The organism is Actinomadura verrucosospora (genome assembly GCF_039540335.1).
GTDB classification, from domain to species: domain Bacteria; phylum Actinomycetota; class Actinomycetes; order Streptosporangiales; family Streptosporangiaceae; genus Spirillospora; species Spirillospora verrucosospora.
The window spans coordinates 1-21,987 of the sequence record NZ_BAABEV010000029.1 but is presented as its reverse complement, the minus strand read 5'-3'; the positions used below and the strand labels follow the sequence as shown (position 1 = coordinate 21,987).

The following is a 21,987-nucleotide window of genomic DNA, read 5'->3' as shown; positions in this document are numbered from 1 at the left end:
ACGTCAGGGCCGGCCGCCACGATGGGGAGGACACCCGAAGAGGAGGACGGAATGTCGTATCCGAAAGAGCTCTTCCACGGAGACGAGGGCGAGGTCAGCGGCAGGATGCGGGAGGGCGGCTCCGCGCCCGACCTGCTGATCGGCACGCGCTCCGAGGTGCACTACCTGGCCACGGGCGCATCCACCGGCGGCCAGTACGGGCTCTACCGGTGGGACATGAGTGCCGAGCCAGGGCGCGGCGCGGGGGCGCACTTCCACAAGACGATGTCGGAGTCGTTCTTCGTCCTGTCCGGCACCGTCGCGCTCTACGACGGGGACCGCTGGGTCGACGCCTCGCCCGGCGACTTCCTGTTCGTCCCGCCGGGTGGGATCCACGCGTTCGACAATCCGCACGGGGCGGCCTCGATGCTGGTCCTGTTCGCCCCGGGGGCTCCGCGCGAGGCCTACTTCGAGGAGCTGGCGGAGATCGTGAAGAGCGGGCGGCGGCTCAGCGAGCAGCAGTGGGCCGACCTCTACCACCGTCACGACCAGTACATGGTCTGAGGTGGGGCCGGGAATCCGGGGGAATGGAGGGCGCGCGTAGGGCAACTCTCCCCTCCACTCTCAACGTATAGCGCACCGGGGGGCTTGCGGCAAGACCCGGGTCGTGCCGCAGAATCGTCCGCCGAGGCCGGAACCTGCGAAGACCGGGGGCGCAGCGCAGGGCCGTCGTCGTCGTGCCGGTGGCGCGGGGACGGCGGTCCGCCGGCGGCTCCCCGGCGGTCGCGGGAACTCGCCACCACGACCAGCGATCACGACCCGGAGCCGATACGTGAATCCTCTGACCGCCAGCGTGTTCGACCTCCCCGAGCGCCTGTCCGCCAAGGCCGACCCGGCGCTGATCGAGCGTGACGAGCGGCATTTCGCGGCCGTCGCGCGGTGCCTCGACCAGACGATCTCCGACCTGTCCGACCGCCTCGAAGCCGAGCGCAGGGCGCCCGGGGGGATCGGCCAGGGCGCGATGGACCGGGACATGGAGATCCACCGGCTGACCGCCCGCCTGCGCACGCTGCGCCGGTTCGGCCTCGACCTCTGCCTCGGGCACATGGCCGCCGCGGACGGTTCCGAGCCCGTGTACATCGGGCGGCTCGGGCTCACCGACGGCGAGGGCCGCCGGCTGCTGCTCGACTGGCGCTCGCCCGCGGCCGAACCGTTCTTCGGGGCGACCCACGCCGACCCGATGGGGCTGGCGAGCCGCCGCAGGTACCGCTGGACCCGCGGCCGGATCAGCGACTACTGGGACGAGGTGTTCACCGCCGAGGGGTTCGCGGGGCACGCGGCGCTGGACGACCAGTCCGCGTTCATCGCGAGCCTGGGGAGCGACCGCTCGGACCGGATGCGCGACGTGCTCGGCACCATCCAGGCCGACCAGGACGCGATCATCCGCGCGGGGTCCCGCGGCGCCCTCGTCGTCGACGGCGGACCGGGGACGGGCAAGACGGTCGTCGCCCTGCACCGCTCCGCCTACCTCCTCTACTCCGACCCCCGCCTCGGCCACCACCGCGGCGGGGTGCTGTTCGTCGGCCCGCACCAGCCCTACCTGGCCTACGTGTCCGACGTGCTCCCCAGCCTCGGGGAGGAGGGCGTGCAGATCTGCACCCTGCGCGACCTCGTCGCCGAGGGGCCCGGCGCGGCGGTCGAGACCGACCCGGAGGCGGCCCGCCTGAAGTCGTCCGCGGACATGGTGAAGGCGATCGAGAAGGCCGTCGCGTTCTACGAGAACCCGCCCACCGAGGGCATGGAGGTCAGCGCCCACTGGGGCGAGGTCTGGCTGAGCCCCGCCGACTGGGCCGAGGCGTTCCAGGCGCCGGAGCCCGGCACGCCGCACAACGAGGCGCGCGACCAGATCTGGGAGGAGCTGCTCACGATCCTCGCGGACAAGCACGAGGGGGTGGACGAGGGCGAAGGGGCGGCGTCGCCCGAGATGCTCCGCAGGTCGCTCGGGCAGGACCGGGGGCTGCGCACCGCCTTCAACCGGGCGTGGCCGCTGATCGAGGCGGCCGACCTCGTCGGCGACCTGTGGTCGGTTCCCGCCTACCTGCGTTTGTGCGCTCCCTGGCTCGGCAGGGACGAGATCCGCAGGCTGCAGCGCGAGGACGCCCAGGCCTGGACGGTGTCGGACCTGCCGCTCCTGGACGCGGCGCGGCAGCGCCTCGGCGACCCGGGGGCCTCGCTGCGCAGGCGCCGCCGCGAGGCCGCCCTCGCCGCCGAGCGCGAGCGCAGGGAGAGGGTCGTGGACGACCTCGCCGAGGTGGCCGACGACGAGTACGGGACGGGGCTCGTGACGATGCTCCGCGGCGAGGACTTCCATGACGCCCTCGTCGACGAGAGCGCGCTGGCCGTCGCCGACCCCGACCTGCTCGCCGGCCCGTTCGCGCACGTCGTCGTGGACGAGGCGCAGGAGCTGACCGACGCGGAGTGGCAGATGCTGCTGCTGCGCTGCCCGTCGCGGAGCTTCACCATCGTCGGGGACCGCGCGCAGGCCAGGCACGGGTTCACCGAGTCGTGGCGGGAACGGCTCGAACGGGTCGGGCTCGACCGGATCGAGCTGGCCTCCCTCGGCATCAACTACCGGACGCCGGAGGAGATCATGGCGGAGGCCGAGCCGGTCATCCGGGCCGCGCTCCCGGACGCCAACGTGCCGACCTCGATCCGCGCCACCGGCATCCCCGTCGTCCGGGGACCGGTCGCGGACCTGGACCGGGTTCTCGACGCCTGGCTCGACGCGAACGACGACGGGGTCGCCTGCGTCATCGGCGCCCCCGCGTTCAAGGGAAGGCCCCGCGTCCGGTCGCTGACCCCCGAACTGGCCAAGGGGCTGGAGTTCGACCTGGTCGTGCTCGTCGACCCGGACGGGTTCGGCGAGGGCATCGAAGGCGCGGTCGACCGCTATGTCGCGATGACCCGGGCGACGCGGGAGCTCGTCGTCCTCACGGGCTCCTGACACCGTCCGCGCGGACCCCGGGCCGGCCGGGCCCCGGTGGGTCAGTCCCCGACCTGGCTCGCCGGGCTCGGGCCGCCGAGCCCGGCGAGCAGCTCGCGCAGCAGGTCGGCGAGCTGCTCGCGGCGGTCGGGGGCGAGATGGCCGATGAGCCGGTCCTCGGCGGCGAGGAGGTCGGCGACGACGCGGTCGAGCAGGGCGTTGCCCTCCCGGGTGAGGGTGACCGCGCGCGCGTGGTACCCGGACCCGGGGGTGGTCCGCTCGACCAGCCCGGCCCCGGCGGCCCGCTCCACGCGCTGGGTGATCGCCCCGCGGGTCACCATGCAGGCGTCGGCCAGCTCGCCCGGGCTCATCCGGTACGGCGGGCCGGAGCGGCGCAGGGTGGACAGCAGGTCCAGCGTCGCGACGTCCACCCCCAGCCTCGCCAGGAGGCGGCGGCGTTCGTCGCCGAAGACCTTGGCGGCCCACCAGATCCGGGTGACGACCCCGATCGACTCCACCGGGACGCCCGGCAGTTCGCGCCGCCAGGCGTCCTGGATGGCGTCGGCGCCGTCGCGCGGCGGCTCAGCGGCCACGTTCGGCACCGCCGTTGACCTGGACGATCTGTGCGGTGACGTGCCCGGCGCCGGGCGAGGCGAGCCAGTGCACGGTCTCGGCGACGTCCCCCGGCGTCCCGGCCCGCCCGGTGTGGGTCTGCGCGACGAGCGCCGCGCGGCGCTCGTCGCTCATGGAGCCGCCGAAGAACTCGGTGTCCTCGATGAACCCGGGGGCGACCACGTTGACCGTGATGCCGCGCGGCCCGAGCGCGGCGGCGAGGTCGAACGCGTACGGGTGCAGGGCCGCCTTCATCGGGCCGTAGGACGTGCCGCCCGAGCCGCGCAGCGCCGCGACCGAGGAGATGAACACGACCCTCCCGGACGGGTTCAGCAGGTCGCGGAGCGCCTCGGTCGGCAGCACCGACGTCAGGACATTGGTGCGGAAGTTGCTCGTCCACCGCTCCAGGACGCCGCCGGAGCCGCCCTGGTACTCGGCGTTGCCGCCCGCGGCGTGGACCAGCACGTCGATCGATCCGAAGCGCTCGGCCAGCTCGGCGCGGACCCGCTCGACCCCGTCCGGATCGCTCAGGTCGGCCGGCAGCGCGGTGCCGCCGATCTCTCCGGCCGCCTTCTCCAGCACCGCGGCGCGGCGGCCGACGACGGCCACCCGGTCCCCGCCGGCCGCGAAGCGAGCCGCCACCGCCCTGCCGATGCCGGTGCCGCCGCCGCTGACCACGATCGTGCGCGCCATGTCGGAACCCCCTCTGAGTTTAGGTCTAAATTCACCCTAGCAGGGAGCCCCCGGGGCGCAGCCCGCCGCGCCTTCAGCCGGCGGCCCGCTTCACCAGGCCGGCGATCCGCGCCTCGCCCTCGGCGGTCAGCTCCGGCAGGGCGAAGGAGGTCGGCCACATGGCGCCGTCGTCGAGGGCCGCCACGTCGCTGAACCCGAGGGTCGCGTACCGCGTCTTGAACTTCGCCTTCGCCTGGAAGAAGCAGAGGACCTTGCCGTCCTTGGAGTACGCGGGCTGGCCGTACCAGAGCCTCGGCACGAGGTGCGGAGCGGCGGCCCGGACGATCTCGTGCACCCGTTCGGCGATGGCGCGGTCCGCGTCCTCCATCTCGGCGATCTTGGCGAGGACGTCGCCCTCCCCGTCGGCCTTGGCCTTGCCCGGGCTGCGGCGCGCGGCCTTCTTCAGCTCCTGGGCGTGCTCCTTCATCGCGGCCCGCTCCTCGGCGGTGAAGCCGTCGAACTTCTCGCCGGACGCCGCGCTCGTGCTCTTCTTCGTGTCGCTCATGACGGGATTCTCCTGGTTCGTTGAGGGGGTCGCCGGACGGGGCGCGCTCAGCCCCACGCGCCGGCGATCTGCCGGGTCGTGGCGTTGAGCCGGTTGAACAGGTTGGTGACGCTGATCATCAGGACGATCGCGGCCAGCTCCTTCTCGTCGAAGTAGGTGGCGGCGGCGTCCCAGACGTCGTCGCTCACGGCGTCGGCGCGGTCGGCCAGCCGCGTCGCGGCCTCGGCCAGCGCCAGCGCCGCGCGCTCCTCCTCGGTGAAGTACGGGGCCTCCCTCCAGGCGGCGACGGTGGCCAGCCGCTCGTCGGTCACCCCCGCCTTGCGCGCCGTCTTCGCGCCGGCGTCCACGCAGGCGCTGCAGCCGTTGATCTGGCTGACCCGCAGGTGCACCAGCTCCAGGGTCTCCTCCGAGACGCCGCCGGCGTGCACGGCCTTGAAAAGCTCCTGGATGGGCTTCATCGCGCCGGGTAGGACCATCGCGGGGTTCTTCATACGGGACTGCATCTGCGTTCTCCTCTGCGGTCGTGCCCCCGTCCGTCGGGGGCATGTCCCAATTCCAGCCCGGGCGGCCTACGATGACGACGTCGATGGGACACCGTGGGACAGGCGCAACGCACGTGAGCAGCGGCGACGCGCTCCGCAGGAGTTCTGCCGCGGTGGGACGGAAGGCGGGGACGGTGGTCGTGCAACAGCGCGGAGCAAAGAAGGGCGACCCGCAGGACGAGCTCGCGGCCCGGCTGCGCATGTTGCAGGAGCTGTCCGGGCTCGGCGTCCGGGCCCTCGCGCGGGACGCCGGGCTCAGCTCGTCCTCGCTGTCGCGCTACCTCAGCGGGCAGACGGTGCCGCCCTGGACGGCGGTGATCGCGCTCTGCCGCCTCCTCAAGCGCGACCCGCGCCCGCTGCGCCCCCTCTGGGAGCGGGCCTCCAGCCCGCTGCCCGCGCCGCCGAAGACCAGCCGGCAGGTGCAGCCCCCGGCCCCGCCCTCCGGCGCGCCGCGCCCGCCCCGCAACGACCTGCCGCGCGACGTCCCCGACTTCACCGGGCGCGAGGCCGAGCTCGCGGCCGTGCTCGCCGCGGTGGACGCCGGCGGCGTGGTCGCCGTGGACGGCATGGCGGGCGTCGGCAAGACGTGCCTGGCGGTGCACGCCGCGCACCGGCTCGCCGCCGCCTATCCCGACGCCCAGCTCTACATCGACCTGCACGGGTTCACCGCCGGGCGGGAACCGCTCGGCGCCGACCCCGCGCTGCGGGCCCTCCTCGCCGCCCTGGACGTGCCGTCGGAGAAGATCCCGCAGGAGGGAGGCATCGAGCCGCTGGCCGCCTGCTGGCGCTCGGAACTGGCGCACCGGCGGGCCGTGGTGGTCCTCGACAACGCCGTGGACGCCGACCAGATCCGCCCGCTGCTGCCCGGCGCGGGCCCGTCCGTCGCGCTGGTCACCAGCCGCAACCGGCTGCTGGGCCTGGAGGAGGTGCCCCCCGTGTCGCTGGACGTGCTGACGCCGGGGGAGGCCGCCGACCTGCTGGCCCGCGCCAGCGGCGACCCGGGCGGATCCGACGGCCGGCTGGCCCGCGAGCCGGAGGCCGCGGCCGAGGTGCTGCGGCGGTGCGGCCACCTGCCGCTGGCGCTGCGGCTGGCGGCGGCGCGGCTGCGGCACCGGCCGGGCTGGACCGTGGGCATCCTCGTCGAGCGGATGGCCGAGGGGGCCACGGAGTTCGACACGGCGTTCGCGATGTCCGTGCGGCAGCTGGACCGGGGGCGGCGCCGCTTCTTCCGCCTGCTGGGCCTGGTGCCCGGTTCGACCTTCGACGAGCACGTGGCCGCGGCGCTGGCGGACGTCCCGCTGCGCGCAGCCCGGGCGATGCTGGAGGACCTTCTCGACGCGCACCTTGTCCAGCAGCCCGCGGCCGGGCGCTACCGGCTGCACGACCTGGTGCGCCAGCACGCGCTCCGCGCCGCCGCCGAGGAGGACCCGCCCGCCGAGCGGGAGCGGGCGCTCGGCCGGGTGCTCGACTACTACGTGCACGCGGCGGCGGCCGCGGACGCCGCGGTGTCGTACCTGCGCTCCGGCCTGGAGGTCGCGGCGGGCCCGCCGCCGGCCGACCTGCCGGAGTTCGCCGGCAAGCACGCGGCGCTCCTGTGGTTCGCCACCGAGTACACCAACCTGATGGCCGTCTTCGAGGCGGCGGTCGCCGCCGGAGCCGACGCGCACGTGTGCGAGCTGCCCCGCCGCATGCGGGCCTTCTTCGCGCGGCGGTGCGGCACCACGCACCTCAACGTCCTCTTCGAGCACTCGCTGGTCGCCGCGCGGCGGCTGGACGACCCGGCGCGACTGGGGGAAGCGCACAGCGACCTCGGCTTCGCCCGCTACAACGCGGGACGGATGGCGGAGGCGGACGCCGCGTACGAGGCGGCGGAGCCGCTGGTGTCCCGGGCCGGGAACGCCAGGACGGAGGCCGAGCTGACCATGCGGCGGGGCTACCTGAAGTGGGACGAGGGCCGGGTCGAGGAACCGCTCGACCTCTTCCGGCGGGCGGGCGGGCTGTACCAGGACGCCGGCTGCCCGACGGGCTCCGCCCACGCGAGCGCGTACGAGGCGTGGGCGATGCTGCAGCTCGGGCAGCGCGAGGAGGCGGCGCGGCTCGCCCGTGCCGTGCTGGAGATCCCGCACGCCGACCCCGCCTGGCCGCCCGCGCTGACGGCCCGGATCACCCTCGGCGTCGCCATCGCCGCCGAGGAGCCCGGCGAGGCGACGGAGCACCTGGAGCGGGCGCTGGCGCTGGCCCGCGAGGACGGCCACCGGCACAACGAGGCATGGTGCCTGAACTGCCTCGGCGTCGCCCTGCGGCAGGCGGGCCGCCACGAGGAGGCGCTGGCCGCGCACCGCCGGGCCTTCGCCCTGCTGGACGAGCTGTTCGAGGAGCACTGGAAGATCCACTTCCTCTACGGCCACGCCGAGACGTGCCGGCTGGCGGGACGGCCGGAGGAGGCCCTGCGCCTGCACCGGCAGGCGCTGGAACTGGCCCCGAGGCTGGGGAACCGCCACGCCGAGGCGCTGGCCCGCGAGGGGATCGCCGCCGTCCTCGACGGGACGGACCCGGCGGCGGCCGCCGAGCACCGCGCGGCCGCGCTGGCCGTCCGGCGGGACCTCGATCCGGGCGGTCCCGCGTCCCGCACTGTTGCGGAGGCCCGATCCGGGGCATGACCCGGATGTTCCGGCTGGAAGGGGGGCCCTCGTGGAACGGCAGGCCTGGCCACGGCTGCGCGTCGCCGACTGGACGCCGACGCGCGACACCCTGCACATGTGGACGCAGATCGTCGGCAAGGTGCGTCTGGCCCACGCACCGCTGGTGAACCACTGGTGGAACGTGACGCTCTACGTCAGCCCGCGCGGGCTGACCACGTCGGCGGTCCCGTACGACGGGGGCGCTTTCGACATCGAGTTCGACTTCGTCGACCACCGGCTGCGGCTGCGGACCTCAGACGGCAGCCTCCGGGAGTTCGAGCTCGCGCCCATGCCGGTGTCGCGGTTCTACGCCCGGACGATGGCCGCCCTGCACGAGCTGGGGATCGAGACGCGCATCCAGGCGCGCCCGAACGAGGTCGAACCGGCGATCCCGTTCGAGGAGGACGACCAGCACGCCTCGTACGACCCTGAGGCGGCGCACCTGTTCTGGCGCCAGCTGCTCCAGGCGGCGCGCGTGCTGGGGGAGTTCCGGGCCCGCTACATCGGCAAGGTCAGTCCCGTGCACTTCTTCTGGGGCGCCATGGACCTCGCCTGCACGCGCTTCTCCGGGCGGGACGCGCCCGAGCACCCGGGCGGCGCCCCGAACTGCGGGGACTGGGTGATGGTCGAGGGGTACTCGCGGGAGCTCAGCAGCTGCGGGTTCTGGCCGGGCGGCGGCGAGGAGGGGTCCTTCTACGCCTACGCCTACCCCGAGCCCGCCGGGTTCGCCGACCGTCCGGTGGGCCCGTCCGGCGCCTTCTACAGCAGGGAGAACGGCCAGTTCCTGCTCCCGTACGAGGTGGTGCGGGAGAATCCCGACCCCGACCGGGCCCTCCTGGAGTTCCTGCAGGGCACCTACGAGGCGGCGGCCGACCTCGGAGGCTGGGACCGCGCCGCGCTGGAGGCCGATCCGGCGCGATGGGACCACAAGATCCGCGAAGGGACCTGAGCCGAGGCGCCGCCGCGGTCGGGTGACCGGGATGTCGGACGCCGCCGCTAGCTTGCGGTGCCATGGTCGAGACGGTGGAGATCCCGGTCGAGTGGCGCGAGCACATCCATCCGAGGCGCGGCGGCGTCCCCGGCCCGCCGGTCGCCGTGGACGAGGGGGCGGCGCGGCGGGCCCGCGAGTGGGACCTCGCGGCCCGTCCGATCGCCGAGGAGATGCTGGAGCACGAGCGCACCGACCCGGAACTCGGGCGGGCCCTGCGGGCATGGCTGGCCAAGGAGGCCGACCCGGCGGGCGCGGCGGCGGTCGCCGCCGTCGCGCTGAAGTACCTCGACGGAGTCGACGCCGCGGCGTTCCTGGACGCGTGGGTGCTCGACCACGGGCTCGCCTTCGCCGCCTGCGCGGTCACCGAGGCGATTTCGATCGAGCCCGGCCCGGTGCCGCGCCCCGCGAAGCCCGGCCCCGGCGGGTTCGTCGTCGGGCTCGTCGCCTACGGAGACGGCGGAGCCCCCGGAGGATGGCGCGGCGAGATCCGGCGCGTCACCGTCCACGACCACTTCCCGGCCGGCCGGTGGGTCTTCGGGGACGCGGTGCTCAAGCGCCTCCGCACGCTGCTGGCCGCCGCGCCCGAGGACGAGTACGGCGAAGCCGTCGAACGGCTCTCGCGCCACCGCGGCGACGCCTGGAGGCGGCGCGTGGCGTCCTACCTCGTCCCGACCGAGACGGCCTGGCTGGACGTCTCTCCCGGCGTCTCCCTCGGAACCGGAGAGCACGACCACGAGTACCTGCTCTGCTCCCTGTCCAGCGCGGCGCAGATCCGGGAGGTGAGATGGGTGCCGGCCACCCCCGCCGTGATCGGGACCCTGCTCGACGGTCTGGGCGCGGACGCGCTCCCGCTGCTCGCCCTCGCGCTCCGGCACAGCCACGACGCCGACGGGACGCATCCGATCGTGCTGCGGGCGCTCATGGAGATCGCCGACGAGGCGGTCTTCGCGCTCCTGCTCGACCACATGGGCGACAGGGGCGTGCCGGCCGCCTTGCAGGAGGCGGCGGAGAGGCACCCGGAACTCGCGCTCCGGGCGCTGGCCCCGCTGGCCGGCGACGACACGACCAGGGGCCTGCAGGCGGCGGGCACGGTGCGCGGGCTGCTGTACGCCAGGCCCGACCTGGCCGAGGCGGCGCCTTCGGGAAGCGTCGAGGCGCTGCTGCCCCGTCCGGCCGTTCCGGACTGCGCCGACCTGCCCGACGTGCTCACCGGCAGGCCCGCCCGCGGCGCGAAGACCGACTGGGCCGACCCGACGCTGCTGCCCCGGATCCTCACGCGCGGCCGCGACCGGGCCCTGCCCGCGAGCGCGACCCGGCGCCTGCTGGGCCTGCTCGCCAAGAAGGCGCCCGAGGCCGCGCGGGTTCGCGCGTTCTGCGACCGGCACTCGCTGGCCGAGTTCTCCTGGGCGGTGTTCGAGCGCTGGCACGCGCTCGGCGCACCGACGCGGCACAACTGGGCGCTGGCGCAGCTCGGCCTGATCGGCGACGACACCACGGTGCGGCGGCTCAGCCCGCTGATCAGACTCTGGCCGGGCCAGGGGCTGACCGCACGGGCCGCGGCCGCGCTGGACGTCCTGGCCGCGATCGGCTCCGACACGGCCCTCACCCACCTGTTCGAGCTGACCCGCCGCGGCCGGTACAAGGGGCTGAAGGCCAGGGCCGCCCGCAAGATCGACGAGATCGCCGCGGCGCGCGGCATGACGCGCGACGCCCTCGCCGACCGGGCCGTCCCCGACTTCGGGCTGGACGAGCGGGGCACGCTCGTCCTGGACTACGGCCCGCGCCGGTTCACCGTGACCTTCGACGAGCAGCTCGTCCCGCTGGTGGAGGAGCCCGGCGGCAAGGTGCGCAGGAGCGCGCCGAAGCCCGGCCCGAAGGACGACCCGGCCCTCGCCCCGGCCGCGCACGCCCTGTTCACCGGCCTCAGGAAGGACCTGCGGACGATCGCCGACCAGGAGATCAGGCGCCTGGAGCTGGCCATGACCACCCGGCGGAGCTGGACGGCGGAGGACTTCCGCTCCCTGTTCGTCGCCCACCCGCTGCTGGGGCACATCGTCCGCCGGCTCGTGTGGACGACCGACTCCGGGACGGCCTTCCGCGTCGACGAGGCGGGCGACTACGCCGACGTCCGCGACGACCCGTTCGCCCCCGCCCCGGACGACCGCATCGCCATCGCCCACCCGGTCCTGCTGGGCGACGACCTGCACGCCTGGGCCGAGCTGTTCGCCGACTACGAGATCCTGCAACCGTTCGAGCAGCTCGGACGGCCCGTCCACCGGCTCACCGAGGCCGAGCGCGCCGCGCACCGGCTCGCCCGGGTCGAGGGGCTCGTCCTGCCCTACGGCAAGGCCAAGGGCCACTCGCAGGGGCGCTGGGAGTCCGTGGACGCGGACGGCGGTTTCGCGGGCGGCTGGCTCGCCCGGCGCGACCCGGCCGGCCTGTACGTCGTGGCCCGCCTGAGCCCCGGCCTGGGCCACTACATGTACGGGGAGGGCGAGGACCAGAAGATCGAAGCCGTGTGGGCCGCTCCGGCCCCGGGGCGCGTCCCCGAGGGCACGGTGCCGCTCGGCCGGGTCGATCCGGTCACGATGAGCGAGGCCGTCCACGACCTCGTCCGCAGCGCCTCCTAGCAGGGCGGGGGAGAAGCCGGGCTCGGGGTCCGGCCGGTTCCGAGCCCGGCGCCGCCGCGGTGCCCGCGCCCTCGGGCACCGCGGGCGCCTCGGGTCAGTAGTGCGGGTTGTTGGTCTGCGGGATCTCGATGCTGATCGGCATCTTGAAACCGGACAGGTAGAGCAGGGCGCCCTGGCGGAGGATCTCGTCGAAGGCCCAGTAGAGCTGCCGCAGCTCCTTCGGCGCCTTCGTGAGGTCGAGGAGGCCTTCGCGGACGGCGACGAAGGGCGGCCAGAGGTTCCGGATGAGCGGGTCCCACAGCGGGTCCCGCGGGATCTTCAGCCATCCGGCGATCTCGTCGCCGAGCATGAAGCGCGTGAGCGAGCCGAGGATGGGCTTGGTGAGGAGCCCGCCGTCGATCGTGGAGCCGAGGTTGAGCAGGATGTCGGCCAGCTTGACGCCCTCGGGGGTCGGCGCGAGCACCGGGGTCAGCACCTGCTCGGCCTGGGAGTTCGCCTCGTTCCACGATTTCGGGAGGTACTCGTCCCTGATGCCGAGCATGTGCCCGGCGAGCTGCCAGGACAGCAGGAACGCCTCGGACTCGGCGTCCGGGATCGGAACCTTCCACCGGACCAGGTTCTGCATGACGGTCGTGGGCAGGCTGTGCCAGGTGACCATCATGTCCGCCTGGCTGATCGGGATCTTCTCGTCGGCCGCCTTCGTCCAGTACGGGGACTTCGGCAGCAGGTGCCGCACGGCGGCGTGCACCAGCCGCGTCTTGACGCAGGTGACGATCATCTCGCCGTCGGGCTCGAACGCCTTCTCGGTGCCGATGTCGTAGCCGAGCTTGGCGGTCTTGGTGATGCGGTCCCTCATGTCCGCGCCGCCCTTGGAGTAGTAGACCGCGCGCGCCTCCTTGGGGATGGCCGTGCTCATCATCCCGCTGGCGAAGCCGTAGGTGACGCCCAGGTAGAGGCCGCGCTTCTCGTTGAACTCGAACGCGGTGGCCAGCTTGCCCGGGTCGGCCCACTCCGGCAGCCGGCGGGCGCGCTCCATGAAGTCGCGCAGGTCCGCCGGCAGCCCGTCCGGCAGCGGCTGGCCGTTCCTGGTCCACGTGCGCAGCAGCTCGTTGACCCTGGGCACGTCGCCCCGGTCGAGCAGCGAGGCGACCAGCGCGTCGGCCTCCGGGTCCCACACCCACCGCGGGTCGGCGCCCGCGCCGGCGCCCGCCACCGAGCCCTCGGGCGACCACGTCCACAGGGGGGACGCCTGCGCCGGCGAGGCGACGCCGAGGGCGCCGAGCGCTCCGAGCGCCCCGCCGGTCATCAACACGTTGCGTCTGCTGTGTCTGTCCATGCCTTCGCTCCTCCTGGGGGCCGGAGGCGTGCCGCCGATCGCGAAGCCGGACACCCCCGGGTTTCCTGAGCTGACCGGAACACTAGACCCTTATTGGCGACGTGCCAATAGCTGGCGATCAGCGGAGCGGGAAGCCGAGCTCGCGGCCCTGCTCGCGCAGCTCGTCGCGGGCGGAGGGGTGGGCGACGTTGTCGATGATCTGCTGGGCCTGGGAGGCGGCGTCGTTCCCCCAAACGGTGGCGGCGCCCCGCTCGCTGACGATGTAGCTGTGCTGGAACGAGGTGACCGGACCGGAGAGGCGCGGGATGACGGTCGAGACGTCCGCGCGCGGATGCCAGGACGGCAGGGCGATGACGGCGTGCCCGCCGGGGGAGTGCAGCGCGCCGACGACGAAGTCGGTCTGCCCGCCGAAGCCGGAGTAGATCACCCCGCGGACGCGGCTGGCGTTGGCCTGGGCGAACAGGTCGACCTGGAGCGCGGAGTTCACCGAGACCATGCGGGGACGGCGGGCGATGAGGCTCGGATCGTTGGTCTTCTCGGTGCGCAGCATCCGGATCCGCTCGTTGCGGTCGGCCCAGGCGTACAGCTCCGGACCGCCGAAGGCGAAGGACGCGGTGATCGGTGTCGCGGCGTCGAGCGCGCCCGCCTTCTCCAGCGCCAGCACCCCGTCGCTGAACATCTCCGACCAGACGCGCAGCCCCCGCCGGTCGAGCAGCGACGAGAGCACGGCGTCCGGTATGGCGCCGATGCCGAGCTGCAGGGTGGCGTCCTGCGGGACGAGCCGGGCCACCCGCTCGCCGATCTCATGAGCGACCTCGCCGGGAGGCCGGGGGACCGGGGTCGCGAGCGGCTCGTCGTCCTCGATCGCCAGGTCGATCTCGTCGGTCGACAGGACCGCGTCGCCGAACGTGTAGGGCATGCGGGGGTTGAGCTGGGCGACGACCAGGCCGCCGCGCGCGCGGACCGCCTCGATGGCCGCGGGCAGGATGTTGACCTCGATGCCGAGCGAGACGGTCCCGCCGACCGGCAGGGAGGTCTGCACGATCACCACGTCCGGCGGCAGCGAGTCCTTCAGCAGGTTCGGCACCAGCGACAGCCGCGACGGGAAGTAGCGGAGGTTCGCGCGGCCGCGCATCCCGGCGCCCACGAAGGGCGTCTCCAGGTCCACCCCGTCGCGCTCAGGCAGATCCAGCTGGGCGTTGAGCATGAACAGGCGGTACTCGGCGACCGCGGAGTCCAGGAGCCGCAGGGCCCGCCGGGGGGCGGCGAAGTTGCCGCCGGCCACGATCCGGGGCCGTCCCGGCAGCCCGGCCAGCACCCGTGCCAGATCCTCCTGGGAGACAACGCGCATCGAGATCCCTTTCCGAGAGACTTCACGACCAGGTCGCGGCGGGTCCGCGTGGCCAGTCTGCCCGACCGGCGGGACGGCGCCGGGGCCGAGGGCGGCGACGCCATGGGCGGCGATGAGTTCGCGGCCCCGCCGCGGTCAGCACCTGTGACGCATCCCCACGCACGAGGAGCGACATGTCTCTCGATCTCTTCGCAGGCATCCCCGTCACCGACTACGCGGAGGCGCTGCCGTGGTACGAGCGGTTCTTCGGCGCGGAGCCGTCGTTCCTGCCCAACGACGTCGAGGCCGTCTGGGAGGTGGCCGAGCACCGGTACGTCTACATCGTGCAGGACCCGGAGCGGGCCGGGCACGCCCTGGTGCTCGCGTTCGTCGACGATCTCGCCGACCGGGTCGCGGGGGTCGCGCGGCGGGGCATCCCGCCGGCGGGACGCGAGGAGTACGGCGGCGGCGTGACCAAGGTGGTCTTCCGCGACCCGGAGGGCAACGAGATCGGTTTCGGCGGCGCCGGCTGACGCGCTAGGCCGCCCGCCTCCCGGCGAGGTGCCGCAGCTCGGCGGCGCACATCATGAGCCTGCGCACCGGAAGGTGCCGGGCGTAGTGGTCCAGGTCGGCGCCGAGCGCGAACACGTGCACCGGGACCCCGGCGCCGCGGCCGGACTCGACGGCCTGGCGCAGCGCGGCCAGGACCGCCGGATGCCGGGTCTGGTAGGCGGCCGAGACCAGGTGGTTCCCGCGGTCGGCGGCGAGATAGAACTGGATCAGGTCCTTGGTGCCGACGAACAGCTCGCCCGCCCCGGAGGCGCAGAAGTCGGCCGCCGAGTGCACCGCGGCCGGCGTCTCGACGAAGACGGCGAGCGGCGTCTCGTCCCCGAGGCCGAGGAACCGCCGCAGCCGCACGTACTCGTCGCGGTCGTTGATGAACGGAACGGCGAAGCGCACCCGGTCCGCGTCCGCGCCCAGCCGGTCCCGCAGGCGGGCGCGCAGCGCCCGGAAGGCGTGCGGGTAGCGGCGCTCCCGCAGCAGCCACCGGGCGCCGTGCCGGCCGAGTTCGGGGTTCGGCTCGTCGTCCACGTGGGCGCCGGACGTGATCTTGGCGGCGTCGTCGGAGCGCAGGTCGAGGAGCCTCATGATCAGTCGCTGGCCGGGCAGGAGTTCGCGCACCATCGGGCACAGCTCCGACGCCACGGCCGCGCCGTAGCGCTCGGCCTCCCGGACGCCCTCCCGGAGCGAGTCGATCGGGCTCAGCCCGGCGGAGAAGCAGACGAACTCCTCGCGAATGAAGAAGGAGTCGGCGTGCTCCACGCGCGGTGCGAGGGCGTTGGTCGCCCGGATGTCGGTGGTGTCGGCGACGACCACGCAGATCGACTCGACCCCGCCGAAGGCGGCGGCCGGGCGCCCCGGGGCGGGCGCCGCCGGCGCGGCCTCGCCGAGGACGACCGACGCGCGATCGAGCAGGAGCGTGGCCTCCCCGGCGAGCGATTCCAGATCGGACGGCGCGACGCGCAGCACGGGGATTCCGCGGGAACGGCAAAGGGATTGCATGTGGCCGGTCCGGCCGCCTTTGGCGCAGATCACGGCGGAGCAGGCGACGATGGCGTCGTAGAGGTCGGGACCGAGCGCATCGACGACGAGAATGGCGCCGCCGACCGGTTTCCTACTGCGGTTGCAAGGTCCTTGAACGGATCGCTGGTGCGAATCGACGAGCACAACCCCTGGAACTTCGCGAGGGCTCACGGACGTCCTCTCTCTCGCCGGACCCGGGTGGCGGCGCCGGCCCGGCCGCGCCGAAAGCGACGCGCGGTCGGGCCCGTCCCGGGCAGAGCATGAATAGAGAGTTACAGCCGTGGACGAGAAAACGCACCCGCTCGAATGCCGATACGCCTTTTCGGGCTATCGGGAATCCGGCGGCCCGTCGAGTTCGAGCAGCGCACGGAGGTCCCGTGGCGTTACGGACAGGTCGTTGAGCTCGGCCGTGGCCTCGATGTTCACGACGAAGCGCAGCGCCCCCTCCGAAGCGGCGGCCTCGCCGTCGGCGGTCATGGCGCCGCGCAGGGCCCGGAGACCGCTCGCGAGCCGCGCCGCCGCCACCCGCCGGTCGCGGCGGCGCCGGGCGGCCATCCGGTGCACGTCGAGGCGGACCGCGCGGGCGAACGCCTCGCGCACCGCGTCGTCCGCGCCGTGGGCCACCGCCTTGGACACGGTCTCGGCCGGTTCCTCGTAGCGGGATTCGAGGTCGCGCAGCACGGCCGCGGCGACGCCGACCGAATGGTTCTTGATCGCGGCGAGGTTGAACGTGAACGCGCCCATCCGGCCGTACCGGGTGATCTCGTCGCCCTCCCGGGGGCAGCCGACCACGGTGATCGGGGCGGTGCGCACGCCGGCCGGTCCGAGCAGGAAGCCGTGGCCGTCCACCTCGACGCCGCGCCCGGTCCGCCGGTGCCGCACCGCGAGCCCCCTGCGCAGCAGGTTCCTCCAGAGCGCCGAGCCGACCCGCCCGTAGTCGGTCTCCCGACCGAAGTTGGAGATCACCAGGTCCGCCTCGACCGTCCTCGCCGGCGCGGGCCCGGACACCGCCACCCGCAGGGCGCCGGCCTCGGTGGCGGTGATCGAGCGGACGGCGCCGGTGGTGAGGACGACCTGACCGCCCTCCGCCATCGCGGCGTCGACGAACTCGGTGATGTCGGAGACGGCGCCGACGCGCAGCGTGGCCAGCAGGCTCGCGTACCGGTCGAGGAGCGCGCGGAGATCGGCCGAGGGGACCCGGGCGAGGACCTCGGGCAGGTGGGGCTCCCAGGACTTGGCGATGCGCTCGCTCACGACCGCGGGCGGCACGCCGGGGTGCCGCCGGGCGACGTGGGCGCGGGCGCGTTCCCACTCGTCCCTGAAGAGCCGGACGAGCTCGTCGCACCCCTCGTAGCCGTCGGCGTGCAGCCGCGGGGCCGGAAGGTCGAGGACGTGGTGCCGGTGGTCGGAGGGATAGGTGCGCAGCGTCAGCCCGGAACGGGAGATCATGTGGATCTTCCCGGTGTGGCCGTGCCGCAGCAGGAGCGACGCCGAGTCGTACGCGCTCAGCAGCGTGCCGATGATGGCGACCTCGGCGTCCCGCCGCACGCCGAGGATCCGCTCGATGCCCTGCTCGGAGTACGGATGCCGGACGAAGCAGGGGTGGTCCTCGACGCCGGCGGCGAACGGGAGCTCCCGCTCTTCCAGCCCCGTGGCGAGGACGGCGTGGTCGGCCTCGATCGTCAGCGGGTCAGGCCCGGCGCCGGTCCGGGGCGAGGAGCGCCTCTCGACGACCACGCGAACGCGGTCGGCGCCGCCCTCGGTGCGGACCGTCATGTCGACCGCCTCGCCGTCGACTTCGAGCAGCTCCACGCCGTCCGACGCCTCGCGCGCGGCCTCGGCCAGGCGCGTGCTCAGGTAGTCGGCGTAGAGCCTGCGGGGCGCCGGCCCGGACTCGGTGAAGGTGAAGCCGCTCCACCTCGGGGGCCAGCCGGTCCGGTCGGCCTCGGTGTTGGCCCAGTCCACGAAATCGTCGACGTCCTCCCGGAACATCGACATCCGGCCCGCCTGAATATTGAAGACGTGATGCCAGTGGTTGCCCGAAGGATGATAGGCCACGCCCGCACTGCGATATTCGGGCCGCCGCTCTATCAGCACCACTTGTAAAGGTTCCCGGGCGAACTGCATGAGACGTATGGCGGTGGCGGTTCCGGCTAAGCCCGCTCCGACGACGACGACTCTTCGGGTCTCTGGAAAGCCCACGTGGCAACCCCCGCCCGCACCGAACGGCTACAAAGCATTCACTGTTGAGCGTAGCGCATTGTCATCCGCGCTCAATGGTTCGGCGGCCGATCGGGTGGAGCATATTCGTGCGGCGGCGCCCCGCTCGGCGCCGGGGCCAATGCGCCGGCGTTCGCGCGCCGGAAAATCGGCTTCCCGTGAATGGCCTCGCCCGTTGAGCAATTCGCTATATGAATTATTAGCGATTGCCTGGACGGTCGAACGGCGGGCGGGGCGTTCGGGAGCCGCGTCACGTGGGCGGGGCCGCGCCGGCCCGCGCCCGTCCGGGTCTCCGGGCGCTACCGGTTTTCCCTGTGGCGGCCGCGCGGCGCTCCAGGTGATCTTTCGCGTCTCAGACGGTGAGGCGGCGCCAGACCTCGTCGAGGGCCAGGTGCAGGGCGCCGGTGAGGACGGTGTCCTCGGCGAGGCCGGAGAACTCCACGGCGGGCGGGGTCAGGGTCAGCTCGGTGAGGTGCCGGGTGATCGCGGTGAGCAGGACGGGCCCGGCCCGGGCGACGCCGCCGCCGATCACGACGGCGTCGGGGTCGAGGACGAGCACGGCGGGCGCGATCGCCTGCGCGAAGGTCGCGGCCACGGCCTCCACGACCCGCTGGGCGGCGGCGTCGCCGGCCGCGGCGGCGGCGAAGACGGAGGCGGCGTCGGGCTCGCCGTGCCGCAGGGCGGACTCGGGGTGGCGGCGGGCGGCGCGGCGGGCCCGCGCGGCGATGGCCTCGGCGCCGATGGTGCGCTCCAGCGGCCCCCGCCCGTCGCCGGTCTCCGGGACGCGTCCGGGCGGGCGGATGAAGCCGATCTCCCCGGCGGCGCCCGAGCCGCGGTGGAGGCGGCCGTCGATCACGACGCCGGCGCCGAGGCGCTCGCCCCACTGAACGGCCAACAGGGTCCCGCGCTCCCCGGCGACGGCCAGGGCGGCGAGGTTGGCGTCGTTCTCCACCTGGACGGGGCAGGGGAAGCGGTCGCGCAGGTGGCCGGCGAGGTCGACCGACGTCCAGCCCGGGACGCTCGGTGCCAGCAGGACGCGTCCGGCTCCGGGGTCGACGATGCCCGGGGTGGCGGCCACCACGCCGGCGATCTCGTCCGCGCCGAGGCCGGCCTCGCCCAGGGCGCGCCCGACCACCTCGTCGACGGCGCGCAGGAGGTGGCCGGCCTCGCTCCGCCCGACCGGGCGGCGCACGGCCGCCAGGCGCCGGGCGGCGAGGTCGCTCACCCCCGCGCTGACCGTGTGGGGGCCGACGTCGAGCCCCAGCACGGGCGCGGCGCGTCCCCGCAGCGAGACGCGCACGGCGGGGCGGCCGCCGTGCCGCGAGGCGGCCGCCGGATCGTGCTGCTGGAGCCAGCCCGCCTCGACCAGGTCGTCCACCGCCTGCCCCACGGTGGGGCGGGTGAGCCCGGTGAGCTCGACGAGTTCGGCGAGGCGCAGCGGATCGGGCGCGCGCCCGCGCACCGCGCGCAGGACGGCGGCGGTGTTGAGGCGGCGCAGCACCGGGGTGCCGACCGCGCGATCCTCTCCCATGCCCCTCCAGAAGATCGCGGACGGACCCTTGACCGAGGGCCCCGGCGCCCTCATGATGAAGGCCGCTCCAGTTTTTCAACGAGCTTAACAAACCTCGCGGTGGAGGTGTCCGCCATGGTCCCGGGCCGACGGAGGGAAGCCGGTGGCCGCATGCGGTCGGCCATCGTCATGCTGGTCGCACTGCTCGCGCTCCCGCTGACCGCGGTGGCCCCGGCGGCGGCGCTCGGCGCGGAGCCGGCGGCCCCCGCCACGGGACCCGCCGCCCGCGCGCTGGAGCGGCTCCTCGGCCGGGGCAGGGCCGCCCAGGTCGTGCTGCGGACGCTCCTCAACGGCTCCGGCCCCGACCGCTTCAGGGTCTCCGCCGAGGACGGTCGCCTGGTCGTCGCGGGCACCACCCCGGCCGTCCAGCTCACCGGGTTCGGCCGCTACCTGCGGGAGGTCGCGCACGCGAACGTCGCGATCGGCGGGACGCAGCTCGACCTGCCCGGGCGGCTTCCCCTGCCCTCCGCGCCGATCGAGGCGGACTCCTCGGTCGCGCACCGGTTCGCGCTCAACGACACCAACGAGGGATACGCCGGCGCGTACCTGAGCTGGGAGGAGTGGGAGCGCCGCATCGACGCGCTCGCGCTGCTCGGCATCAACGAGGTCCTGGTGTACGAGGGGCAGGACGCGGTCTACCAGCGGACGTTCCAGCAGTTCGGCTACAGCGCGGCGGACATGCGCGCCTGGATCCCGCAGCCGGGCCACCAGGCGTGGTGGCTGCTGCAGAACATGTGCTGCACCGACTCGCCGATCTCCCAGCAGCTGATCGACCGGCGCGCGGCGCTCGCGCGGCGCATGGTCGACCGGCTGCGCGAGCTGGGCATGACGCCGGTGCTGCCCGGCTACTACGGCACCGTCCCGACCGACTTCGAGACCCGCAACCCGGGGGCGAACACCGTCCCGCAGGGCACCTGGAACGGTTTGGAGCGCCCCGACTGGCTCGACCCGACCGGGCCCGAGTTCGGCAAGGTCGCGGCGGCCTTCTACAAGGCGCAGACCCAGCTGTACGGGGCGAGCACGATGTACAAGATGGACCTGCTGCACGAGGGCGGGCGGGCCGGGTCCGTGCCGGTGCCCGAGGCGTCCCGGGCCGTGCAGGACGCCCTCGAAGCGGCGCATCCCGGCGCGACCTGGGTGATCCTCGGCTGGCAGAACAACCCCCGCGCGGAGACCCTCCAGGCGGTCGACCGCTCGCGGATGTTCATCGTGGACGGCATCACCGAGCAGCCCGGGGTGACCGACCGCGACAAGGACTTCCTCGGCACGCAGTACGCGTTCGGCACGATCTGGAACTTCGGCGGCCACCAGAACTTCGGCGCGGGCCTCACCGTGTGGAACGAGAAGTTCCACGCCTGGCGCGCCAGGCGGGGCACGGCCATGAACGGCATCGCGCTGATGCCCGAGGCCATCGACAACAACCCGGCGGCGGTCGCGTTCTTCGCCGACATGCCGTGGCGGGACGGCCCGGTCGACGTGGACGCCTGGTTCGACGAGTACGCCACGGCCCGGTACGGCGCCGCCGACCCGCACGCGCTCGCGGCCTGGCGGATCATCGGCCGGACCGCCTACGCGTGGCCCGCGGGCAAGGACACCCGGCACGTGACCGGCCTGTTCGACGACCAGCCGAGCCTCACCACCACCGGGACGCCGCTCCAGTACGACCCGGGCGAGTTCGAGAAGGCCCTGCGCGAACTGCTCGACGTCGATCCGCGCCTGCGGCGCTCCGGCGCGTACCGCTACGACCTCGTGGACGTCGCCAGGCAGGTGCTGGCGAACCGCGGCCGGCTGCTCCTGCCGAAGATCCGCGCCGCCTACCGGGACGGCGACCGCACCGCGTTCGCGCGGCTCACCGCCCGCTGGACGAGCGAGATCCGCCTCATGGACGACGTCCTCGGCGCCGACCCGCACTTCCTCCTCGGGACCTGGCAGCGCGAGGCGGCCCGGCAGGCGGCGGACCCCCGGGAGGCGCGGACCCTCGACTACAACCTCAAGTCGCTGGTCACGCTGTGGGAGAGCGACAGCCCCGGCCTCCAGGACTACGCGCGCCGCGAGTTCAACGGGCTGGTCGGCGGCTACTACGCCGAGCGCTGGAAGCTGTTCTTCGACGAGCTCGGGCGCGCGATGAGGACCGGCGCCGAGCCGCGGCGGATCGACTGGCGCGCCGTCGCCGAGCGCTGGGCGCGCGCGGGCACCCGCTACGCCGCCGAGCCGCGCGGCGACGCCCACCGGCTGGCGCGGCGGGTGGCCGAGGAACCGGCGGGCGCGCTGGCCCTCGCCCCCGACCGCAAG

Annotated in this window: 16 protein-coding genes; 7 read left to right on the top strand and 9 right to left on the bottom strand. The window is 74.1% G+C overall.

Translation table 11 applies throughout. From position 1 onward, the window contains the following. Window positions 1-51: 51 nt before the first annotated feature. The gene (locus ABD944_RS27075; RefSeq protein ID WP_345181275.1) at window positions 52-543 is read left to right on the top strand and encodes a cupin domain-containing protein; all 492 of its coding nucleotides are present in this window, start codon (window positions 52-54) and stop codon (window positions 541-543) included. Window positions 544-811: 268 nt separating this feature from the next. Continuing rightward, window positions 812-2,983, top strand: coding sequence for an RNA polymerase recycling motor ATPase HelR (helR, locus tag ABD944_RS27070; RefSeq protein ID WP_345181272.1), 2,172 nt, complete (start codon window positions 812-814; stop codon window positions 2,981-2,983). A gap of 41 nt (window positions 2,984-3,024) precedes the next feature. On the opposite strand, the gene ABD944_RS27065 is transcribed toward helR, so the two are convergent. From ABD944_RS27065 to ABD944_RS27050, 4 genes are all read right to left on the bottom strand, one after another. Then, window positions 3,025-3,555 (bottom strand): MarR family winged helix-turn-helix transcriptional regulator, encoded by a 531-nt coding sequence (locus tag ABD944_RS27065; protein WP_345181270.1) that lies wholly within the window; start codon window positions 3,553-3,555, stop codon window positions 3,025-3,027. After that, the gene (locus ABD944_RS27060; RefSeq protein WP_345181268.1) at window positions 3,545-4,267 is read right to left on the bottom strand and encodes an SDR family NAD(P)-dependent oxidoreductase; all 723 of its coding nucleotides are present in this window, start codon (window positions 4,265-4,267) and stop codon (window positions 3,545-3,547) included. Before ABD944_RS27060 ends, ABD944_RS27065 begins: the two co-directional genes overlap by 11 nt. 73 nt (window positions 4,268-4,340) lie before the next feature. Further along, entirely contained in the window at window positions 4,341-4,811 is a 471-nt protein-coding gene (locus ABD944_RS27055) for an iron chaperone (RefSeq protein ID WP_345181266.1), read from the bottom strand. A gap of 47 nt (window positions 4,812-4,858) precedes the next feature. Then, complete coding sequence (locus tag ABD944_RS27050) at window positions 4,859-5,314, bottom strand: carboxymuconolactone decarboxylase family protein (RefSeq protein ID WP_345181264.1); 456 nt, start codon at window positions 5,312-5,314, stop codon at window positions 4,859-4,861. 152 nt (window positions 5,315-5,466) lie between these two features. Between ABD944_RS27050 and ABD944_RS27045 the strand changes: the two genes are divergently transcribed. From ABD944_RS27045 to ABD944_RS27035, 3 genes are all read left to right on the top strand, one after another. Beyond that, window positions 5,467-8,013, top strand: a complete 2,547-nt coding sequence (locus ABD944_RS27045) for a helix-turn-helix domain-containing protein (protein WP_345181260.1) — start codon at window positions 5,467-5,469, stop codon at window positions 8,011-8,013. 31 nt (window positions 8,014-8,044) lie between these two features. Continuing rightward, window positions 8,045-8,983 (top strand): DUF5996 family protein, encoded by a 939-nt coding sequence (locus ABD944_RS27040; RefSeq protein ID WP_345181258.1) that lies wholly within the window; start codon window positions 8,045-8,047, stop codon window positions 8,981-8,983. A 62-nt stretch (window positions 8,984-9,045) separates the two neighbouring features. Continuing rightward, a complete protein-coding gene (locus ABD944_RS27035; protein WP_345181256.1) occupies window positions 9,046-11,655 on the top strand; it encodes a DUF4132 domain-containing protein in 2,610 nt (869 codons plus the stop codon). Between the two features lie 94 nt (window positions 11,656-11,749). Here the strand turns inward: ABD944_RS27035 and ABD944_RS27030 are convergent, their stop codons facing one another. Both ABD944_RS27030 and ABD944_RS27025 read right to left on the bottom strand, forming a co-directional pair. Further along, a complete protein-coding gene (locus tag ABD944_RS27030; RefSeq protein WP_345181252.1) occupies window positions 11,750-12,991 on the bottom strand; it encodes an oxygenase MpaB family protein in 1,242 nt (413 codons plus the stop codon). A gap of 118 nt (window positions 12,992-13,109) precedes the next feature. Further along, window positions 13,110-14,342 (bottom strand): acetyl-CoA hydrolase/transferase family protein, encoded by a 1,233-nt coding sequence (locus ABD944_RS27025; RefSeq protein WP_345181250.1) that lies wholly within the window; start codon window positions 14,340-14,342, stop codon window positions 13,110-13,112. Between the two features lie 173 nt (window positions 14,343-14,515). On the opposite strand from ABD944_RS27025, the gene ABD944_RS27020 reads away from it, so the two are divergent. Further along, entirely contained in the window at window positions 14,516-14,854 is a 339-nt protein-coding gene (locus tag ABD944_RS27020) for a VOC family protein (protein WP_345181248.1), read from the top strand. A gap of 4 nt (window positions 14,855-14,858) precedes the next feature. Here ABD944_RS27020 and ABD944_RS27015 read toward each other — a convergent pair whose 3' ends face one another. The 3 genes from ABD944_RS27015 to ABD944_RS27005 form a co-directional block, all read right to left on the bottom strand. Beyond that, on the bottom strand, window positions 14,859-16,049 hold the full coding sequence (locus ABD944_RS27015) for a putative PEP-binding protein (RefSeq protein ID WP_345181246.1): 1,191 nt from the start codon (window positions 16,047-16,049) through the stop codon (window positions 14,859-14,861). A gap of 183 nt (window positions 16,050-16,232) precedes the next feature. After that, complete coding sequence (locus ABD944_RS27010; protein WP_345181244.1) at window positions 16,233-18,107, bottom strand: FAD/NAD(P)-binding protein; 1,875 nt, start codon at window positions 18,105-18,107, stop codon at window positions 16,233-16,235. 370 nt (window positions 18,108-18,477) lie between these two features. Next, entirely contained in the window at window positions 18,478-19,656 is a 1,179-nt protein-coding gene (locus ABD944_RS27005; protein ID WP_345181241.1) for an ROK family transcriptional regulator, read from the bottom strand. A gap of 150 nt (window positions 19,657-19,806) precedes the next feature. Between ABD944_RS27005 and ABD944_RS27000 the strand changes: the two genes are divergently transcribed. Next, window positions 19,807-21,987: alpha-N-acetylglucosaminidase (locus ABD944_RS27000; protein ID WP_345181238.1), on the top strand; the 2,181-nt coding region annotated here is incomplete at its 3' end.